We start from the raw sequence: 14,490 nt of genomic DNA on the forward strand, positions 1-14,490 counted from the left end.
ATCAGGCTGGACAGAGGACTTCCACCTCCAAGCTGTCGATCATGCTCGGCACACCGTAGGGTGGGCTCGCGACAGCGAACCCAACACCATCATCGCAATGTTGGGTTCGCGAATGCGAACCCAACCTTGTATTAGCGCGACGGATCTAGTCCGCGCGCAGCTGCAGCAACCTTCGGGTCGCAGCTTCACCCTCGTCGAGATCCACGAAGGGTCCTGCCCGGCGCTGATCGATCAGTGTTCGGAGGGCCTGGAGCTCTGTCTCACGAATCTCATCATCGCGCCGCAGCATGTCGAGCCCGCGCTGGAGCACCGCGCTGAGGCTCGGGTACTGCCCGCTGTCGACGAGGCCGCGGGCATAGGCTTCCTGGTCGTCGGTCAGCGAGATCGAGATCTTGACGGTCATGGTCGCCTCCTGCCGTCTTATTCTACCAAACAGTACCCCAAGCCGTGCGATTTGCTGCCGGCGTTCCCGGAATAGCGGCCGAATCCGGTATGCTTCACCGGTCAACCGGAAGAGGTCCGCGATGAAGATCGTTCTGGCCGCGACGGAGACCCGGCTCGCCGATGCCTGGGAGACGGCTTTCGCCGGTCTCGACGATGTCCGGGTCCATCGTGGCTCGATCTTCGATGTCGCCTGCGACGCCGTGGTCAGCCCGGCGAACAGCTTCGGCTTCATGGATGGTGGCATCGACGCGCTGTATCTCGACCGGTTCGGGGTCGAGGTCCAGACCCGGCTCCGCCGCCTGATCCTGGACCGCCACCATGGCGAGCTGCCGATCGGCAGCGCCGAGGTGGTCGAGACCGGCGACCCGACGCAACCCTTCCTGATCGCCGCGCCGACCATGCGGGTGCCGATGGTGCTGGGGCCCGAGACGGTCAATCCCTATCTGGCGACCCGCGCCGTGCTGCTGCTGACGAGGCACGGCACCTTCCCCACCGGGGAACGCCTGTCGGACCGCGTGCGCACCATCGCCTTCCCGGGCATGGGAACCGGCGTCGGCCGGGTTCCGGCCGAGATCTGCGCCCGACAGATGCGGACGGCGGTCGACGAATTCCTGCTGGACGGCTACCGGATGCCGAAAAGCTGGGCAGAAGCCAGCGAGCGGCACCAGCGCCTGTACACCGACCGCCCGACCCGGCTGCAGTACTGACCCTCAGTCCGCATGCACCTGCACCGCCGGCCCGCTGGTTCCCTTCTTGGGCTTGCGCAGCAGGATCAGCAGCGGGATCGCCGCGATCGCCAGCACCATCAGCAGCTTGAAGTCGTCGATATAGGCGATCAGCGACGCCTGCTGGTTGACCAGCTGGTCGATCATGGCGCGGCCGGTCGTGGTGCCTGGGGACATCATCTCCGGCAGCTGCTGCACCGCCGGGCTGAAGGCGGTGACGTGCTCGCCCAGCAACTGGTGGTTCGCCTGGGTGTTGCGGGTCAGCAGCGCGGTCACGACCGAGATGCCGATCGAGCTGCCGAGGTTGCGCGACACGCTGTAGATGCCGGCGCCCTCGTCGAGATAGAGCCGCGGCAGGGTCGAGAAGGCCATGGTCGACAGCGGCACGAAGACCAGGCCGAGGCCGGCGCCCTGAATGACCCCGTCCAGCATGAACTCGGTGGTCGAGATGTCGAGGTTGTAGCCGCTCATCCGCCACAGCGAGCCGATGATCATGGCCAGGCCCAGCAGCAGCAGCAGGCGGGTGTCGACCTTGCCGATCAGCCGGCCGACCACCATCATCGCCGCCATGGTGCCGATGCCGCGCGGCCCCATCACCAGCCCGGCCGTCACCACCGGATAGCCCAGCATGGTCTGCAGGAACGGCGTCGCCAGCGCCATGACGGCGTAGTAGATCGAGCCGACGATGGAAATGACGACCACCGCGACCACGAAGTTGCGGTCAGTGAACAGCCGCGGCCGGACGAACGGCGCCTCCGCCGTCAGCAGATGCACCACGAACATGTAGAAGCCGAGCGCGGCCAGCACCGTCTCGATGATGATCTCGATCGAATTGAACCAGTCCTGGTCCTGGCCGCGGTCGAGCATCATCTGCAGGGCGCCGATGCCGAGGCTGAGCAGGCCGAAGCCGAGCCAGTCGAACCGCTTCGACTCCTGGCGGCCGCTGTCGGGCATGAAGAACAGCATGCCGGCGAGCGCCAGGGCCCCGATCGGCACGTTGATGTAGAACACCCAGCGCCAGGAATAGTGGTCGGTCAGCCAGCCGCCGATGACGGGCCCCAGGACCGGCCCGACCATGACCCCGATGCCCCAGATCGCCATCGCCTGGCCGCGCCGCTCCGGCGGGTTGATGTCGATCACCGTGGCCTGCGACAGTGGCACCAGCGGCGCGCCGAACACGCCCTGCAGCAGCCGGAAGCCGACGATCTCGGTCACGTTCTGGGCCAGGCCGCACAGCACCGAGGCGGCGACGAAGCCGACCACCGCGATGACGAACAGGTTCTTGCGGCCGATCCGGCTGACCAGCGCGCCGGTCACCGGGGTCATGATCGCCGCGGCGACGATGTAGGAGGTCAGGACCCAGTTGATCTGGTCCTGGTTGGCGCCGAGATTGCCCTGCATGTAGGGCAGGGCGATGTTGGCGATGGTGGTGTCCAGCGCCTGCATGATGGTCGCCAGCATCACGCAGACCGTGATCATTCCCCGATGGGGGACGGCCTCAGCGGGGTTGCTCATCACTGCGCCCCGAAGGCGGTGCCCCCGATGAAGGGCAGGCCGCGCACATGGCCGGTGTCGATCGAGACCTCGGCGCTCATGCCCGCGCGCAGCTGCGGCTTGCCGGCGGTGTCGACGACGACGCGGACCGGGATGCGCTGGGTGACCTTGACCCAGTTGCCGCTGGAGTTCTGCGGCGGCAGCAGCGAGAACTCGGCGCCGCTGGCGGGGCTCAGGCTTTCGACCTTGCCGCTCCAGTTCACGCCCGGATAGGTGTCGACCGTGACCGTTACCGGCTGCCCGACCACGACATGGGTCAGGTCGGTCTCGTTCAGGTTGGCGTCGATCCACAGCTTGTCGGACCGCACCACGGCCAGCACCGGCGTCCCGGCCGCGACCATGGCCCCGGGCAGCACCGCATCGGCCTTGGCGGCGATGCCGGCGAAGGGCGCCCTGACCTGGGTGTGGTCGAGGTCGAGCTGGGCCTGGTCGCGATCCGACACGGCCTGGGCATAGGGCGGGTACTTCTCCAGCGGCAGGTTCTCGTCGGCGCCGAGCTTGGCCAGGGTGACGTCGATCTGGGTCTGCGCCACCTGGACGAAGATCGCGGCCGCCGTGTGCAGGATGCTGGCCTGGTCGAGCGCCGACTGCGAGGCGTTGTCGTTCTTGGCCAGGGCGGAGGTGCGGTCGAGCTCGCGCTGCTCATAGGCCGCGCCGGCCGCGGACACCTGCTGCAGCGCCCGCGCCTGGGCCAGGCTGGCCTTGATGCCCTGGTAGTCGAAGGTGGCGCTGCGCATGGCGGCCTCGGCGCGCTCCAGCGCATAGCGCGGCGCCCGGTCGTCGATCCGGAACAGCACCTGCCCGGCCTGGACCGGCTGGTTGGTGGCGACGTCGATGCCGACCAGCCGGCCGGAGATCTCCGGCGCGACCGACACCGTGTCGGCATGGACATAGGCGTTGTCGGTGCCCGCGTAGCGGCCGCCCATGGCGTAGAGCACCAGCCCGACCGCCGCCACGACCAGCGGCACGCCGGCCAGCAGCACCAGGCGCAGGCCGCGCCGGCGCGGCTTGACCGGCGGCGGCGCCGGCGTGTCGCTCGCCTGCTGCGAAGGCTTCAGGGTGGTGTCGTTGCTACCGTCCGGCATTTCTCAGCACCGCTTGGCGGCATCGGCCGCCGGTTCATCGGACTCACAGGTCAGCCTGGTCTTCAGGAGTTGCAGGTCGCCGATCAGCCGGGCCATGACCTCGGCCGGCAGCCGGGCGCTGTAGTCGTCCTGCCACTGCGCGATCACCGACTCGAGCAGCTCGACCACCGGCCGGGCCGGCGGCAGCAGATGCAGCGAATAGGCGCGCCGGTCGTTCGGATCGCGCCGGCGCTCGACCCAGCCCCGGGTCTCCATCCGGTCGAGCAGGCCGGTGACGGTCATCTTCTCGACGTCCAGCAGCTCTGCCAGACGCGCCTGGGTGATGCCGGGGTTCCGATCAAGGAAGATCAGCACCCGGTATTGCGGCCGGGTGAGGTCCAGACCGGCCGCGCGCACCCGCTCGTCGAAGCGGCGGCGCAGCAGCTGATCGAGATCCTTGATCAGGGTGTGGAGACCGACGAGAGGCTTGATCTCGCTCATAAAGACTAAACGACCTGACTGTAAACTGCCTTACTATATGGTCGCTGACCGATCTCCGCAAATGACAGACCTATGGGTGCAGCGCAGGGCTGCCGACAGGAATTCGCGCAGCAGGGACGGAAGGATCAGGTTCTCAGCGCAGCCACACCCGCGCGGTCGCGGTGGCACCGGTGGCGTCGATCACGGTGATCTGCGCGGCGCCCGGGCCCGGCGGGGTCCAGTCGGCGTCGCGCTTCAGCGGCGAGGACGGGATCGGCCTGCCGTCGACCAGCCACAGGAACGGCCGGCGCCCGCCGGTGGCGACCAGGGACAGCGAGCCGAAGCGGTCGCCGTCCTGCGGCCGCTCCACCGCCGCGCCGTCGGCCGGGAAGGCGATGACCAGGGGCTCGAGCCCGGCCAGCGACGGCAGCGGCGCCACCGTGACCGGGCCGGAGGCCAGCCGCTTCAGCCGCGGCGGCAGGTCCTCCGCCCGCAGCACCGGCGTGCCGGACGGCGCCGGGCCGACCACGTCGCGGGCCGGCGGCGGCAGCAGGGCGAAGGCGCGGAACAGCAGCGGCGCCGCGGTGTTGCGGCCGAAGCGGTCGGGGCTGGGCGACCCGTCCGGCCGGCCGACCCAGATGCCGATCGTGTGCTCGGCGTCGAAGCCGATCGCCCAGGCGTCGCGGAAGCCGTAGGAGGTGCCGGTCTTGAAGGCGATGCGACGGCCATCGCGCATCAGCCCGGGATCGGCCATCGCCACCGGCGGCGGCGCCGAGGCGAGGATATCGGTGACGTACCAGGCGGCGGAGGCGTCGAGGATGTGCGGCCCGTCGCTGCCGGAGGGCGGGGCGTCGGCGCGCCAGACCAGGTCCGGCAGGATGCCGCCGCGGGCGATGCCGGCATAGAGGCGGACGAGGTCGAGCAGCGTGGTGCCGCCGCCGCCCAGCGCCACGGCCAGGCTGGGCAGCACCGTTGGGTCGTCGAAGCGTAGCGGCGCGCCGGCCTGGCGCAGCCGGGCGGCGAAGCGGGCCGGGCCGACATGGTCCAGCATCTGCACCGCCGGGATGTTCAGCGACCGCTGCAACGCCTCGCGCACCGAGACCTCGCCGGAGTAGCCGGGGTCGAAATTGGTCGGGGCGTAGTCGCCGAAGCGCATCGGCAGGTCCAGCACCACCGTCTCCGGCAGGATGATCCGGTCCTCGAACCCCATGCCGTAGATGAAGGGCTTGAGCGCCGAGCCCGGCGAGCGCACGGCGCGGGCGAGGTCCATCTGGCCGTCGCGCCGCTCCTCGAAGAAGGTGCCGGAGCCGAGATAGCCGACCACCCGCCCGGTGGCGTTCTCGACCACCGCCGCCGCCAGGTTGCTGCTGGCGTCGAGGCCGCGCAGCGAGCGGTCGGCCAGCTCCTCCAGCCCCGCCTGCAGCCGGCCGTCGATGGTGCTGCGCAGCACCTCCTGGCCGCGGTTGTCGGCGAGCAGCCGTTCGGCCAGGTGCGGCGCCCGGAACGGCAGCGGCTGCCGGGACGCGGGGGTCGGCTGCTCGGTCGCCTCGCGCGCCGCCTCGGGGTCCAGCGCCCCGGCGGCGGCGACGCGCAGCAGCACCCGGTCGCGCGCCGCCCGCGCCGCCTGCGGGAAGCGGTCGGGCCGCAGCCGGGTCGGCGATTGCGGCAGCGCCACCAGCAGCGCCGCCTCGCCGGGGGTCAGCAGCTTCGGCTCCTTGCCGAAATAGGCCAGCGAGGCGGCGCGCACGCCTTCGAGATTGCCGCCGAACGGGGCCAGCGTCAGGTAGATGCCGAGGATCTCGTCCTTCGAGTAATGCGCCTCGAGTTGCAGCGCCCGCGCCATCTCGATCAGCTTGGAGCCGAGGGTGCGCGGCCGCGGTTCGAGCAGGCGCACCGCCTGCATGGTCAGGGTCGAGGCGCCGGAGACGACGACGCCATGCCGGACCATCTGGCCGAAGGCGCGCGCAGTCGACAGCGGATCGACGCCGAGATGCCGGCGGAAGCGCTTGTCCTCATAGGCCTGCAGCAAGGCGAGGTAGAGCGGCGACACGTCCGCGACCGTCGCCTGCAGCCGCCAGGTGCCGTCGCGGGCGGTGAAGGCGCGCAGCAGCTGCCCGTCCTTGTCGAGCACGATGGCGGAGCGGTCGAGATAGCGGTCGAGCACCGGCGGGTAGCGCGCGTCGAGCCACAGCGCCGTGGCGACGAGCAGCGCGGCGAGCGCGATGCCCGCCCCCGCCCCGATCGCGATCCGCCGCCAGATGCCCCGAGCCACTGTCATGCCGCTAGTCTAGCGCAGCCGGTGGCGGATTGATGGCCGGAGCGAGGAGAGGAGCCGGCTCTCCCCCTCACCCTCCCGTCGCCTGCGGCGCCGGGCCCCTCCCTCTCCCCGAGAAGAAAGAGACCTAGCATTTCTGCGGCTTTCGGCGAGGCATCGCGGGTCATATAAGCACCGCGGAAGCGCGGCATTGGGCGACATGGGTGACGGTCGGACGCGGGTTCGGCATCATCCTGGCATGGTTGACGATTCGGTTCCAGGCGGGCCCCCGGCGGGCTTCATCTACCTGCTGGACGCGGTGTGGATGCTGTGCGAGGAGAAGGGCCTGAGCGAGGCCGAGGCGGAGGCGCGCCTCCTGCTGGCGCTGGCCTATGGCTACCTCATGGCGGATCGCTGGAGGATCGCCTACACGAGCTGGGACCCGAGCGGCTACCAGCCCGTCTCCATGACCTTCTGGCGGAAGGCGCGGCGCATGGGCAAGAGCCTGCCGGCCGAGCGCAGCGACATCATCGAGGAGGCTCGGTTCCGAACCTGGATGGACGCCGGCATGCGGGTCTCAATGCCGGTGAGGGTTCGGATCGGCGCCGACGAGGACCTGCCCGATCCGGAGCGGGGCGACGACGACATTATACCGTTCCCGGCTCCCGCCGATGTTGGGCAGGAGCAAGGGGCAACTGAGTTGTCTGATGGCCCGGCATCGACGACGGCGGCACAGGCCGCAGCCGATCCCCCGGCTCTGACCCGGCGGGTGTCGACGGCGGCGGCGATAACCGCCTGCAAGGACGATTTGGTCCGGCGGATGCTGGCGGGGGCTAAGGAGCCCGGCAAGACCAGGGACCAGTACCTCAAGGAGTTCATGGACGGCCGATCGGACCTGCTCATGAACGGCGCCCGCACCGCCTGGAGGCTGGCGATCGAGGAGACCGAGGGGCGCCGCGACGACTCCTGGACTAAGCCCGGCCAGCCCTACTAGGGCACTGCCGAATTCGATCGGCCAATCGATTGGCATTCGATTGGCGGATCGCCCGTCCCGCCAATTGCTCTGAACACCGCAGAAATCCTCGATCCAGATTCCGCTCGGCCAATCGATTGGCATTCGATAGGCATTCGATAGGCGAGTATTGGCCGATCGATTGATTTCATCTTTTCATCAACCATTATTTGCCGCAGCCTCTGAGCGCAGGATGTTTCCTGAAGCAATACAGAGAGGCTGATCATGAAGACCTGGCCGGAATGGATGCGGGTGCCCGACGTCGTCGAGTACGCCGGCGTGTCGAAGCCCACCCTCGATCAGTGGAGGGTCCGCGGTGAGGGCCCGCGCTACACGAAGCGCGGCAGGTTGGTCTGGTATCGCAAATCCTGGATCGACGAATTCTTTGAGGCCGGGATGCGGACCTCGACCAGCGAGCGCGTCTCGGACGAGGTCGCCTGATCCCCAACAACAGCAAGACAGCAAGGAGGGTCACGTCGTGAAGACGCCGCCCGAAGAAAAACGCCGCCCGGATGGGAGCCGGACGGCGGGGGGAGACGCGGATGACAAAGCCTTGGAACGGCACCAGGATACCGCGCTCGCTGCCCCCGCCGCAAGGCACCGCATCGACTTGATCGGCCATGGAGCCCGGCGGTGAGCGGGCAGATCGACTTCAGGTCTCTGCGCGATGCCCTGCCGCTGCACGACCTGATCGCGGCCCACATCCAGGTAGCGCGCTCGGGCCCCAACTGGACGGCCTGCTGCCCGTTCCATCAGGACTCGACCCCGAGCTTCACGATCTTCCCGGATCAGCGATTCTTCTGCTTTGGCTGTGGTGCCAGTGGCGACGGCGTGGACTTCCTGCGCGGCTATCACGGGATCAGCGTGCGCGAGGCCGTCAAGCTGGTGTCGGGCCGGGCTGCGCTGCCGGTGTCGCCACCGCTCTCGCCAGCCCAGCCCTACGCCCGCCAGGACGAGGCCGGCGAGGCCGAGCGGATCGCCTGGGCCCTGGCGCGCTGGGCCCAGGCCCGGCCGATCCTGGGCACGCTGGCCGAAGTGTACCTGGTGCAGGATCGGGGCCTCCCCGCCGAGGTGCTGGCCGGCCGCGAGCACTGCCTGGGGTGGGACAGGCGGCGCGGCGAGATGCTGGCGCTGATGGTCAACCCGGTGTCGGACACGCCGTGCGGCATCCACCGATTCCATCTCGACGACCAGGGCCACAAACTGAGCCGCAAGATGCTGGGCAAGGCCGCCGTCGTGCCGTTGTCGGCCAGCAGCGAGACGACCGAGGGCTTGGGCATCACCGAGGGGGTCGAGGACGGCCTGGCGGTGCTGGCCTCGGGCTGGGCTCCGATCTGGGCCTGCGCCACAGCCGGCGGCATCGAGCGGTTTCCGATCCTCGCCGGCATCGAGGCACTGACCATTTTCGCCGATCCCGATCCGACCGGAATGCAAGCGGCCGAGACGTGTGCCCGGCGGTGGCGGGCGGCAGGCCGTGAGGTCGCAATCAACACGAAGAAGAAGGGGATGTGAGATGACGAAGGCAGACCCGAACAGCCGGTACAACGAGGACCCGGCCGAGATCCTGCAATCCGCTGATAAGCAGTGGGACCAGATGCGCCGGGAACAGCAGAACGGACACGATCCCGGCCAGGGGAGCCTGACGACGGAGGAGATCAAGGCCATCGCCATCGCGCGGTTCGGCCACCCCTTCGCGCAGGCGCCGAGCGGCTTGCTGCTGTTCGAGGGCGACCGGATCGCGGTGGACACCTTTGGGCCAAACAAGGGGCTGGTCCGCGACACCGAGACCGGCGAGGAGTATTGGCTGTCGGCCAATGGCGCCGCCGAGATGCCGGCTCCGGCCGCGGAGGAGACGACGGTCGAGCTGGTGGTCGAGGCGCCTGCCGAGCCCAGCCCGCGACCGCAGCGCCACCGGCCCAAGAAGGCGAAGACCAGGGCCAAGGCCAAGGCCAAGGCCAAGGTCAACGGTGTCGATCCGCCTCCAGCGGCGGAGGTGCCGTCCGATCCCGAGGCCCAGCCCGAGGAGCCGGACCAGCCGGCCCAGGAGGCGCCGATCGAGCAGTCGGATCAGCCGACAGATGCGGAGGCCGCCCCGGACGAGGGCATGGCCCAGGCCAATGGGCACGACAGGACGACCAATGCCGGCGGCGCCCGCAAGGCACGAGGTGACCACGAGCCGCAGGGCCGGTCCCTGGTCCTGCCGGAGCCCGCCCCCTGGGGTTATGCCGTCGACGGCGCGGCGCTGCTCGATGATCTCGTAGATACCATCCTGACCTGTCTGGTCATGCCGAAGGAGGCGGCGGTGGCGATGGCGTTGTGGGTGATGCACGCCCATGCCTTCGACGCCGCCGAACACACCCCCCGCCTGCTGTTCACGTCGCCGGTGAAGCGGTGCGGCAAGAGCACGGCGCTCCGGGTGCTGGCCGATCTCGTGCCCAGGCCTCTCGATGTCGTGTCGGTGACGGCAGCGGCGCTGTTCAGGACCATCGAGAAGGCGTCGCCCTGCCTGCTGGTCGACGAATTCGACGCCTCGGGGCATGGCGACGACGATGTCCGCGCCATCATCAACGGCGGCCATCTCCGTGGCGGCAAGATCGTGCGGTGCGTCGGGAATGACTTCGAGCCCCGTTACTTCATGGTGTCAGCGCCGCTCGCCATCGCCGCCATCGGCCGGGTCCATGCGACGATCGAGGACCGGGCGGTGATGATCCCAATGCGGCGGCGCAAAGCCTCGGAATCGGTCGAGCGGTTCCGCGCCGGGCAGGCGAGCCTGCATGTCCTGGCCCGGAAGGCGGCGCGCTGGGCCGCCGACCACCTGACGCGGTTGAAGGACACCGACCCCAGCATCCCGGCTGGGCTCAACGACCGTGCCGCCGACAACTGGCGCCCCCTCCTCGCCATTGCCGACAGGATCGGCGGTGACTGGCCCGTGCGCGCCCGCAGCGCCGCCTCGGTCCTGTGCGGCCAGGGCGACGACCTGGAGGCGGCGGAGCTGGGGGTCCAGCTCCTGATCGACATCAAGGCGGTGTTCTACGATCGCCAGGTCGAGAAGCTGAGTTCAGCCGATCTGATCGAGTCCCTGATCGGCGAGGAGACGATGCCGTGGGGCGAGATCGAGCGCGGTCGGGCCCTGACCGTCCGTGGCCTCGCCAGCCGGCTGCGCCGGTTCGAGATCCGGCCGAAGACGATCCGGTTCGATTCCCAGCCGAAAGCCAAGGGCTACGAGCGCGACGCCTTCGCCGAGGCGTGGGATCGCTACTGCCCATGAGAGAGCCCTTCCCTCCTACCCCCCTTTATCCGTGACATCCGTGACAACCCAGCGTTTCTGCGGCTTTGCGGCCGCGTTTCATCCGTGACACGGGGGAACGCATCCGTGACCTGTCACGGATAGAGAATCGCAAAAAGACAAGCAAAATCAACGATGTCACGGATGTCACGGATAAAGGAGGGGGTAGGAAGGACGGTGAGGGAAAGGCGAGCTGACCATGGCCGAGATCCCGTCCAGCGCGGACGGGGAAACCGCCCGGCCACGATGCCGGGCACCAACTGGAGGAGACAGACATGGAGACGAAGACCGCGCACAGCGGGCCGCACAGGGCCGGGCCGCCGCGGGGCCACCACCTAGCGGCCCTGCGGCCCGAGGCCCCTGCAGGGCCGCCGGAGCGCGCCGGCCCACGAATGCAATCAAGGTGACACGGGTGACGTGACCATGCCCCCTGCCGACCGCATCGCCATGACAGTCGATCTCCTGCGCCGGGCCCTGCGCGAGGAGGCCGACGCGGTGCTGACCGGCGATGATCGGGTGGATCGCGACACCGCCGCCCGGCTGCTGCGGGTCGCTCCCCAGACCCTCGATCAATGGCGAAAGCTGGGCCAGGGCCCCGCGCACTATGCCCGCGGCTGGGACAAGGGGCGGGTCTCCTATCGCTTGCACGACATCGCCCAATACATCGAGCAGGGCCGCTTCGAGAACGGGCAGCCCGATCGGATCGGTATGAACCCGGAATGACCCACCTGCCCGGCCGAGCCACGATGGACCATCGCCACCATCGAGGACCCTGCCCGTGGCCCCGACCCCGTTGCCCGCTGAATTCCATCTATTGGCCCGTGCCCTCCTGGCCGGCCGGGGCGACCCCCTGGCCGCGGCGCTGTTCGTCGAAGGGGCCCAGCCGGAGTCAAGGGCCGCGCGCATCCTGCGCGCCGCCGTCGCCGCCGGCACCATCAGCGACCCTGCCTGGGCCGGCGCCCTGTCCGGCTATCGCATGGTGTCGGACAGCTTCATCGAATCCCTCCGGCCGGCCAGTGTCTTCGTCAGGCTATTCGAGGATCGCGCGCTGCGGGTCATCCCGATCGGCATCGCCATCGCCGTCACCACCACCGGCGCGACCGGCTCGGCCCCGGCCGAGGGCAAGCCGAAGCTGATCAGCCGCTTGACCCTGACGGCCGATCAGACCCAACCGAAAAGGGCCACGGCCGTTGTGGTCACCGGCGCCGAGCTGGCCCGCTCGACCACGCCTGGCGCCGCCGCCCTGCTGGCGGCCGAGCTGAAGGGTGCCGTCACCGCCGCGCTCGACGACGCCTTCATGGCCACCATCAGCGAGGGGGTGACACCAATCGTCTCCAGCGGCTCGACCCCTGCCCAGATCGCCGACGACCTGAGGGCGATGCTGAGCGCCGTTAACACCACGGGCGCCGGCCGCCTCTACTGGATGGGCGACGCCGAGATGGCCAATGGCTTCTCGACCGCGACCACGACCTCCGGCGCCCCCGCCTATCCAGGCACGAGCCCGAACGGCGGCGAGTTGATCGGCGTGCCGTTCCTGGTCACAGACACCCTCGCGGCCGGCGAGATGATCCTGGTCGACGCGGCCGGACTCGCGGGAACGATCGATCTCGCGGTGCTCGACAGCGCCAATCACGCCACCCTGCAAATGGCCGATGATCCCATCGATGGGCCGGCTGCACTGGTGTCGCTCTGGGCGACGGATTCGGCGGCGCTGAGGTGCGAGGTCTGGTACGCGCTGGAGAAGATCCGATCCAACGCCGCGGCCCAGCTCACCGGACTCAACTTTGGAGGTACGACCTAATGGCAAAGCCCTTGACCGAGGCGGAGCACGCGATCCGCGATGCGGCGTACTGGACACCGACCAAGCTGGCCCAGAAGGACGAATCCCTGGACAGCCGGATCGATGAATCGGCGGAGCAGTTGCGCGAGGAGATCGCCGCGCTGCGCCGCAGGGTCGAGCAGTTGGAGCAGGCCCATGGCTGACCCGATCAAACGATACTGGCCCGGCGCGACCTTCGCGCCCGGCTCCGTCGTCTGGCACAACGGCAGGCGCTGGCTGTCGCTGTTGCAGACCGGCTACGCGCCCGGCGTCGGCAGCGGCCACTGGGTCCTGTACCCCGAGCCCAGGCGTCGTGCCCGCCCCGTTGCCACGGCCCGGCACGCCACGCCAGCCCCCACCGCTCGGACCGTGTTCCCGACGCAGGAGCAAAGCCGACAGCGTGCCGCGGAGGTGCTGGCCGATGCCCTGGAGAAGGCAACGGCCGACCGCGCTCCCGCCGCCAAGAAAGCGCTGCGCTTCACGACTGAGACGCTCGACACGCTCGCCGCCTCGGATGCCGCGATCTTCGTCGCGGCCGACCTTGAGGCCAGGGTGCGCGACGAGGCGCTCGCCGAGGAACTGGCCGAACTGCGCTTGCGCCTCGACGCCCATGTGGGCAAGACCCGTAGAGATTAGAAGGGCCGGTCAGGCACGACTGCACGGTAGGCTTTGTCTATCCATCCCTCGCGCTCGTCGTTATGAGCCTCCCAGAAGGCTTGCAGGTCTGGTAAACGCTTGGCCGCGATGAAAGGATCTTCAAGATGCGCAAATTGATCATACTGCGGGATTGGGACCGCCGCACCGCGCCATTGCCCCAGCAAGACCACTGACAGTCCATGATAGACTGAAAATAGTAGATAGTGGGCTTTAGCATATTCATCGAGTTTCATGCCAGCACGAAGCCCCGCAGCCTGAGCGCGCGAGAAGGAATCGGCCGCGTGTGCAATACTCTTGTTCCTGAGCGCGAGGATGTCTTCGAATACTTGATCGCCCAAAAAGGCGTCAAGTCTGTCAAAGAAGGCAATTTCGATTAAGTCCGATCGATCGCGCGTTGCGGGCGTAACGCCAGAAATTTTATCGAAAAGCTCATGCTGTCTTTTCGCCGCGTCCCACGCATTGGGTCCGGTGGTGTCCATCCACGTTGAGGTCACACCACCGCTTTCATTGGCATCTGCCACCATCTTCGTGATTTCGACGGTCTGCGCTGCCTCCCAGTCGTAGGGAAGGGCATCTTGAGCGACGAAGTTTTCACGCGTTATTAGATCGCGGGCGAGTCTCATCTCGTCCACGACGCGCCGCAGTGAGATTACACCCTTCTTCGGGTGCTTAGGATTCGACCATTCAAGAAGCCGGCTTATGGCGATCACCTGCCCTGCGACATAGCCTCGGTCGAGCATGGCAGCGAGGAGCGGAGCCACGGACGCATTGGGGCCATCGGCTTGGGCAAAGCGCCGCGCCTCATTTGCCGATCTCCAGGCCGCATCTTGCCATAGCATATCGCTAAACTGACCGGAAATTGCATGGGCCTCGTCACCGTTTAGCAACTCGTCCCATTGCTCAAGCTTCTGCCGGAACTCCGCCAATCTGCCTCGATCAGACACGTCGCAATCCGCAATCTTATAGCGGAACAATTGCCGGGCGGATTTTGTCACCATTGCCATCTCAGTCTGCCTCATCGGCCTTTGGGTCTAAGCGATGCTATCCGCGCCACCGAATCCGATCCTATGACGCAGCTGTTGCATATCAGAGTTTTGATGTCATGTTGCGCGACCGGCTAAGGGTCGAATCCGACCAAGAGGCATCGCCCATCAGTCTGACAAGGCATGGAGGCTCGAAGGGGGCGGGGCCTCGC

Annotated in this window: 15 protein-coding genes; 9 read left to right on the forward strand and 6 right to left on the reverse strand. The window is 68.2% G+C overall.

Going from position 1 to position 14,490, the window contains the following annotated elements:
* Positions 1 to 145: 145 nt before the first annotated feature.
* Positions 146 to 403 carry a ribbon-helix-helix domain-containing protein gene (locus tag ACTOWL_RS31715; RefSeq protein WP_441325287.1) on the reverse strand — a complete coding sequence of 86 codons (258 nt, stop codon included), beginning with the start codon at positions 401 to 403 and terminating at the stop codon, positions 146 to 148.
* A gap of 121 nt (positions 404 to 524) precedes the next feature.
* Between ACTOWL_RS31715 and ACTOWL_RS31720 the strand changes: the two genes are divergently transcribed.
* A complete protein-coding gene (locus ACTOWL_RS31720) occupies positions 525 to 1,151 on the forward strand; it encodes a macro domain-containing protein (RefSeq protein ID WP_441325288.1) in 627 nt (208 codons plus the stop codon).
* Between the two features lie 3 nt (positions 1,152 to 1,154).
* Here ACTOWL_RS31720 and ACTOWL_RS31725 read toward each other — a convergent pair whose 3' ends face one another.
* The 4 genes from ACTOWL_RS31725 to pbpC all read right to left on the reverse strand — a co-directional run bounded on the left by ACTOWL_RS31725 (position 1,155) and on the right by pbpC (position 6,545).
* A complete protein-coding gene (locus ACTOWL_RS31725) occupies positions 1,155 to 2,684 on the reverse strand; it encodes a DHA2 family efflux MFS transporter permease subunit (protein WP_441325289.1) in 1,530 nt (509 codons plus the stop codon).
* Positions 2,684 to 3,808, reverse strand: coding sequence for an HlyD family secretion protein (locus ACTOWL_RS31730; RefSeq protein WP_441325290.1), 1,125 nt, complete (start codon positions 3,806 to 3,808; stop codon positions 2,684 to 2,686). The genes ACTOWL_RS31725 and ACTOWL_RS31730 overlap by 1 nt, the downstream gene beginning before the upstream one ends.
* 3 nt (positions 3,809 to 3,811) lie before the next feature.
* Complete coding sequence (locus tag ACTOWL_RS31735; RefSeq protein WP_441325291.1) at positions 3,812 to 4,288, reverse strand: MarR family winged helix-turn-helix transcriptional regulator; 477 nt, start codon at positions 4,286 to 4,288, stop codon at positions 3,812 to 3,814.
* A gap of 133 nt (positions 4,289 to 4,421) precedes the next feature.
* A complete protein-coding gene (pbpC, locus tag ACTOWL_RS31740; protein ID WP_441325292.1) occupies positions 4,422 to 6,545 on the reverse strand; it encodes a penicillin-binding protein 1C in 2,124 nt (707 codons plus the stop codon).
* A 235-nt stretch (positions 6,546 to 6,780) separates the two neighbouring features.
* Here pbpC and ACTOWL_RS31745 point away from each other — a divergent pair, with 235 nt between their 5' ends.
* The 8 genes from ACTOWL_RS31745 to ACTOWL_RS31780 all read left to right on the forward strand — a co-directional run bounded on the left by ACTOWL_RS31745 (position 6,781) and on the right by ACTOWL_RS31780 (position 13,274).
* The gene (locus tag ACTOWL_RS31745) at positions 6,781 to 7,515 is read left to right on the forward strand and encodes a hypothetical protein (protein WP_441325293.1); all 735 of its coding nucleotides are present in this window, start codon (positions 6,781 to 6,783) and stop codon (positions 7,513 to 7,515) included.
* 243 nt (positions 7,516 to 7,758) lie between these two features.
* Positions 7,759 to 7,974 (forward strand): helix-turn-helix transcriptional regulator, encoded by a 216-nt coding sequence (locus ACTOWL_RS31750; RefSeq protein ID WP_441325294.1) that lies wholly within the window; start codon positions 7,759 to 7,761, stop codon positions 7,972 to 7,974.
* 192 nt (positions 7,975 to 8,166) lie between these two features.
* The gene (locus ACTOWL_RS31755; protein ID WP_441325295.1) at positions 8,167 to 9,045 is read left to right on the forward strand and encodes a CHC2 zinc finger domain-containing protein; all 879 of its coding nucleotides are present in this window, start codon (positions 8,167 to 8,169) and stop codon (positions 9,043 to 9,045) included.
* A 1-nt stretch (position 9,046) separates the two neighbouring features.
* Positions 9,047 to 10,801 carry a DUF3631 domain-containing protein gene (locus ACTOWL_RS31760; RefSeq protein ID WP_441325296.1) on the forward strand — a complete coding sequence of 585 codons (1,755 nt, stop codon included), beginning with the start codon at positions 9,047 to 9,049 and terminating at the stop codon, positions 10,799 to 10,801.
* 435 nt (positions 10,802 to 11,236) lie between these two features.
* Complete coding sequence (locus tag ACTOWL_RS31765) at positions 11,237 to 11,542, forward strand: hypothetical protein (protein ID WP_441325297.1); 306 nt, start codon at positions 11,237 to 11,239, stop codon at positions 11,540 to 11,542.
* Positions 11,543 to 11,633: 91 nt separating this feature from the next.
* Positions 11,634 to 12,620 carry a phage major capsid family protein gene (locus ACTOWL_RS31770; RefSeq protein WP_441325298.1) on the forward strand — a complete coding sequence of 329 codons (987 nt, stop codon included), beginning with the start codon at positions 11,634 to 11,636 and terminating at the stop codon, positions 12,618 to 12,620.
* Entirely contained in the window at positions 12,620 to 12,802 is a 183-nt protein-coding gene (locus ACTOWL_RS31775; protein WP_441325299.1) for a hypothetical protein, read from the forward strand. Before ACTOWL_RS31770 ends, ACTOWL_RS31775 begins: the two co-directional genes overlap by 1 nt.
* Complete coding sequence (locus ACTOWL_RS31780; protein WP_441325300.1) at positions 12,795 to 13,274, forward strand: hypothetical protein; 480 nt, start codon at positions 12,795 to 12,797, stop codon at positions 13,272 to 13,274. Before ACTOWL_RS31775 ends, ACTOWL_RS31780 begins: the two co-directional genes overlap by 8 nt.
* On the opposite strand, the gene ACTOWL_RS31785 is transcribed toward ACTOWL_RS31780, so the two are convergent.
* On the reverse strand, positions 13,271 to 14,299 hold the full coding sequence (locus tag ACTOWL_RS31785; protein WP_441325301.1) for a hypothetical protein: 1,029 nt from the start codon (positions 14,297 to 14,299) through the stop codon (positions 13,271 to 13,273). The two genes, ACTOWL_RS31780 and ACTOWL_RS31785, sit on opposite strands and share 4 nt — an antisense overlap.
* Positions 14,300 to 14,490 lie beyond the last annotated feature (191 nt).

The organism is Inquilinus sp. CA228 (assembly GCF_052078665.1).
Classification (GTDB): Bacteria; Pseudomonadota; Alphaproteobacteria; order DSM-16000; family Inquilinaceae; genus Inquilinus.

What these genes read in the sequence shown, in the direction of transcription:
- ACTOWL_RS31715 (WP_441325287.1), bottom strand. Translation starts at nt 403, where the DNA reads ATGACCGTCAAGATCTCGATCTCGCTGACCGACGACCAGGAAGCCTAT.
- ACTOWL_RS31720 (WP_441325288.1), top strand. Translation starts at nt 525, where the DNA reads ATGAAGATCGTTCTGGCCGCGACGGAGACCCGGCTCGCCGATGCCTGG.
- ACTOWL_RS31725 (WP_441325289.1), bottom strand. Translation starts at nt 2,684, where the DNA reads ATGAGCAACCCCGCTGAGGCCGTCCCCCATCGGGGAATGATCACGGTC.
- ACTOWL_RS31730 (WP_441325290.1), bottom strand. Translation starts at nt 3,808, where the DNA reads ATGCCGGACGGTAGCAACGACACCACCCTGAAGCCTTCGCAGCAGGCG.
- ACTOWL_RS31735 (WP_441325291.1), bottom strand. Translation starts at nt 4,288, where the DNA reads ATGAGCGAGATCAAGCCTCTCGTCGGTCTCCACACCCTGATCAAGGAT.
- pbpC (WP_441325292.1), bottom strand. Translation starts at nt 6,545, where the DNA reads ATGACAGTGGCTCGGGGCATCTGGCGGCGGATCGCGATCGGGGCGGGG.
- ACTOWL_RS31745 (WP_441325293.1), top strand. Translation starts at nt 6,781, where the DNA reads ATGGTTGACGATTCGGTTCCAGGCGGGCCCCCGGCGGGCTTCATCTAC.
- ACTOWL_RS31750 (WP_441325294.1), top strand. Translation starts at nt 7,759, where the DNA reads ATGAAGACCTGGCCGGAATGGATGCGGGTGCCCGACGTCGTCGAGTAC.
- ACTOWL_RS31760 (WP_441325296.1), top strand. Translation starts at nt 9,047, where the DNA reads ATGACGAAGGCAGACCCGAACAGCCGGTACAACGAGGACCCGGCCGAG.
- ACTOWL_RS31775 (WP_441325299.1), top strand. Translation starts at nt 12,620, where the DNA reads ATGGCAAAGCCCTTGACCGAGGCGGAGCACGCGATCCGCGATGCGGCG.
- ACTOWL_RS31780 (WP_441325300.1), top strand. Translation starts at nt 12,795, where the DNA reads ATGGCTGACCCGATCAAACGATACTGGCCCGGCGCGACCTTCGCGCCC.
- ACTOWL_RS31785 (WP_441325301.1), bottom strand. Translation starts at nt 14,299, where the DNA reads ATGGCAATGGTGACAAAATCCGCCCGGCAATTGTTCCGCTATAAGATT.